The sequence below is a fragment of the Streptomyces himastatinicus ATCC 53653 genome (assembly GCF_000158915.1).
Lineage (GTDB): Bacteria > Actinomycetota > Actinomycetes > Streptomycetales > Streptomycetaceae > Streptomyces > Streptomyces himastatinicus.
The window spans coordinates 2,598,203-2,602,127 of record NZ_GG657754.1 but is presented as its reverse complement, the minus strand read 5'-3'; the positions used below and the strand labels follow the sequence as shown (position 1 = coordinate 2,602,127).

Here is a 3,925-nt window from a genome sequence, read left to right as displayed (position 1 = left end):
GCGCTTGAGGACCGGGGGCGCGGGCGGAGCCCCCGCGCGGCGGAGCCGCATATCGACAGGTGCCGGGGGCGGGGTGGGGGACTTTCCGCTGCGCCGGAGCTACCGCTTCAGGGCTCGTTCGATCGTGCGCATGACCTCGCCCAGCGGGGCGTCCGTGCGGGCCACCATCACCATCACGTCCTCCTCCTCGGACGGCGTGGACACGCTCACCGCGGGGCGGCCCGCGCCGATGCCGGTGCCGAAGGTTTCGCGCACGATGGCGAAGGCGTGGTCCAGCTGGGCCTCGACGTCGCCCTCGCCCCGCGCCCGCAGCCAGCGGCGCAGTACGTGGTTGTGGGCCGTGACCACGGCGGAGGCGGCGACCTCGGCCAGCAGGGGGTCGTCGTCGCCGTCGTGGTGGGCGCCCTCGTCGAAGTGGCCCAGCAGGTAGCGGGTGAACAGCCGCTCGTAGCGGGCCACCGAGGCGATCTCGCGCTCGCGCAGGGCGGGGACCTCGCGGGTCAGCCGGTAGCGCTCGACGGAGACCGCCGGGGAGGCCGCGTACATGCGCATGACTTCCTTGATGCCCCGGCACACCGTGTCCAGCGGGTTCTCATGCGGCGGTGCCGCGTCCAGCACCGCGGCGGCCCGCACGAGCGTGTCGTCGTGGTCCGGGAAAATGGCCTCTTCCTTGGACCGGAAATGGCGGAAAAACGTGCGTCGGGCCACGCCCGCTCTGGCCGCGATCTCGTCGACCGTGGTCGCCTCGTACCCCTGCGTCGCGAACAACTCCATGGCGGCCGCCGCGAGTTTGCGGCGCATGGTCAAGCGCTGGGCGGCGGCGCGGCGACTGCCGGCGGTTTCCCCGCCGTCGGAGGAGTTCGAGCGGTTACGCTGCGTACGAGTGGCCTTTACGGGCTGGGACATGTGGGGAACGTAACACGCTTGTGAGTGCTGGTGCGGGGGCGGACCGAAGGACGGTTCCAGCAGTCCGCCCCAGCCCAGCGGATTCTCAGGCCTTCGCATACTCGCGGAAGCCGCGCCCCGTCTTGCGGCCCAGGCAGCCCGCCGCGACGAGGTGTTCCAGCAGCGGCGCCGGCGCCAGGCCCGGGTCGCGGAACGCGCGGTGGAGCACCTTCTCGATGGCCAGCGAGACGTCCAGCCCGACCACGTCCAGCAGCTCGAAGGGGCCCATCGGATAGCCGCCGCCGAGCTTCATCGCGGCGTCGATGTCATCGGGCGACGCGTAGTGCTCCTGGACCATCTTCACCGCGTTGTTCAGATACGGGAACAGCAGGGCGTTGACGATGAACCCGGCCCGGTCGCCGCAGTCCACCGGGTGCTTGCCGACCTCCCGGCACACGGTGTGCACGGTGGCCCGCGCCTCGTCCGAGGTCAGCACGGTGCGCACCACCTCGACCAGCTTCATCGCGGGGGCCGGGTTGAAGAAGTGCATGCCGATCACGTCCTGCGGGCGCGACGTGGCGCGGGCGCACGCGATGACCGGCAGCGAGGAGGTGGTGGTGGCGAGCACCGCGCCCGGCTTGCAGACCTTGTCGAGCACGGTGAACAGCTCCTGCTTGACGGCCAGGTCCTCGGCCACCGCCTCCACCACCAGGTCCGCGTCCGCGAACGCGTCGAGGGAGTCGGCCGGGGTGATCCGGGCCAGCGCCCGGTCCCGCACCTTCTCCGTCATCCGCCCCTTGGCCACCGACCGCGCCAGCGACTTGGCGATACGGGCCTTCGCCTTCTCCGCCTTCTCCTGGGTACGGGCGGCCAGCACCACCTCGTGGCCCGCCTTGGCGAAGACCTCGGCGATGCCGCTGGCCATCGTGCCCGAGCCGGCGACGCCGACCGCCCGCACCGGGCGGCCCAGGTCCGGGGACGGCGCCTGCGGGGCCGCGCCGTCCGGGACGGCGGTGCCGCTGCCGGGCGCCTCGTACGTATAGAAGCCGCGGCCCGCCTTACGGCCGGTGAGCCCGGCCTCGGCCAGCTGGGCCAGGATCGGCGCGGGCGCGTGCAGCCGGTCGCCGGAGGCCGCGTACATCGCCTCCAGGACGGTACGGGCCGTATCGATCCCGATCAGGTCCAGCAGGGCCAGCGGGCCCATCGGCAGACCGCAGCCGAGCCGCATCGCGGCGTCGATGTCCTCGCGCGCCGCGTACCGCGACTCGTACATCGCCGCGGCCTGGTTGAGGTAGCCGAACAGCAGCCCGTCGGCGATGAATCCGGGCCGGTCGCCGAGCGCGACCGGCTCCTTGCCGAGGTCGCGGGCGAGCGCGGTGACCGCGTCGACGGCGGCGGGTGCCGTCAGCACGCTGGAGACGATCTCCACCAGCTTCATGGCGGGCGCCGGATTGAAGAAGTGCAGCCCCAGGACGCGTTCGGGGTGGGCGGATTCGGCCGCCAGCCGGGTCACCGACAGCGCGTTGGTGCCGGTCGCCAGGATGGTGCCGGGCCGGACGACGGCGTCCAGCGCGGCGAAGACGTCGTGCTTGATGCCGTAGTCCTCGGGCACCACCTCGACGACCAGATCCGCGTCCGCCGCGGCGGACATCTCCGTCGCGACGCGGAAGCGGTCGAGCGCGGCGGTCCGCTCGCGCTCGGTCATCCGCCCGCGGCCCACCGCCCGGGCGGTGGCCACCTCCAGCGCGGTGACCGCCCGGCGGCAGGCGCTCTCGCTGATGTCGATGCCGATCACCTGACGCCCCGCACGGGCCAGGATTTCGGCGATGCCGGTGCCCATCGTGCCGAGCCCGACGACCGCAACAGTAGTGAGCGGGGCCCGGGAGGGGGAGAGATCAGAGGAGGACGTGGTGCTGACGCCGGTCTGTGGGAGACGGTCCATCGCGGACTCCAGAGGGTGTTCCCCGGAAGACGGGGATGAAGTGACGACTGGGACGATCGAGGGGAGCCTTCGGTGAAAAGCGGAGGAACGGCACCGCGATACGGGCAATCCGGACGGGCGTCCGGTGCCTGCTGCGGGATCTCCTCCGGCTGTGACGAAAACTCCGACGGAAGGGCTTGCACGCTCCCTGGCGGACAGCGCCGCACGGAGGAAACTGCCCGTGGGAGACACACGGCGGGCCCTGTCCCGGGGCCATGCCGCAACTCTGCTGAAACTGCCGAACCGACGTCACACAAGGCGGCTGCGTCACCAGGCCGCCCGAGCAGGGGTGCTGCTCGTGTCGCCATATTAACTCGCGGGTAACCAAGACGCCAGAGCCGACTGTGAGTCCTGCGCGATGGCGCGGATCACCGGGGAGGGGAGACCTCGACATGGACGACGAATTCCGCACGCTGACGGAGCGGGTACGGGCCTCGCTCACATCGCAACAGGAGACCGCGGCGCACGCCTCGCTGCTCGCGCTCGTACGACAGGGCACCCCGGCCGCGCGCGAACAGCTCGCCCGCATCCTCGTCGCGCCGGAGCAGCCGCTGTGGGCCCGTGAGACCGCCGCCTTCGTACTGGGCAGCGCGGGCGACCGGCGGGCCTTCGAAACGCTCGTCCTGCTCCTCAACTACCGCGAACCCGCGCGCTGCGCGACCGCCGCCCGGGTGCTGGCCCGGCTCGGCGACCCGCGCACCGCCCGCGCCGCCGCCGCCCTCGCCACCAACCCGCTGCGCACCGCGTACTCCCTGCACCCCATCCGGCTCCTCGTCGAACTCCGCGCCCCCGAATCCGTACCGGCCCTGGTCGCCGCCCTGGAGCGGCAGTTGGCCGCCCGCGACCGGCACTGGGTCATCGCGCGCGCCTGTGTGGAGGGGCTGGGCGCGATCGGCGACGAACGCGCCATCCCCGCCCTGAAGGCGGCGGGCGAGCACATACGGCTCAGCGCCGCGGCCGCCGCCGCCCTGGCCCGCATCAGCGTCGGCGGCTCCCTGGACCCGGACGCCGCCGCCCCGCCCGCCCCCCGGTCCGGCCGCGCGGGCACGGGCCGCGCGG

3 protein-coding genes are annotated in these 3,925 nt (G+C 72.9%); 1 reads left to right on the top strand and 2 read right to left on the bottom strand.

What is annotated here, in order from left to right; translation table 11 throughout:
* Positions 1-99: 99 nt before the first annotated feature.
* Positions 100-906, bottom strand: a complete 807-nt coding sequence (locus SSOG_RS10355) for a TetR family transcriptional regulator (RefSeq protein ID WP_039937116.1) — start codon at positions 904-906, stop codon at positions 100-102.
* A gap of 85 nt (positions 907-991) precedes the next feature.
* Complete coding sequence (locus SSOG_RS10350; protein ID WP_009714163.1) at positions 992-2,827, bottom strand: 3-hydroxyacyl-CoA dehydrogenase family protein; 1,836 nt, start codon at positions 2,825-2,827, stop codon at positions 992-994.
* A 431-nt stretch (positions 2,828-3,258) separates the two neighbouring features.
* Here SSOG_RS10350 and SSOG_RS10345 point away from each other — a divergent pair.
* Positions 3,259-3,925 (top strand): HEAT repeat domain-containing protein (locus SSOG_RS10345; RefSeq protein WP_009714162.1); only part of this gene is annotated, 667 nt, incomplete at its 3' end.

Coding starts and splice junctions, on each gene's coding strand:
- SSOG_RS10355 (WP_039937116.1), bottom strand. CDS start 906: ATGTCCCAGCCCGTAAAGGCCACTCGTACGCAGCGTAACCGCTCGAAC.
- SSOG_RS10350 (WP_009714163.1), bottom strand. CDS start 2,827: ATGGACCGTCTCCCACAGACCGGCGTCAGCACCACGTCCTCCTCTGAT.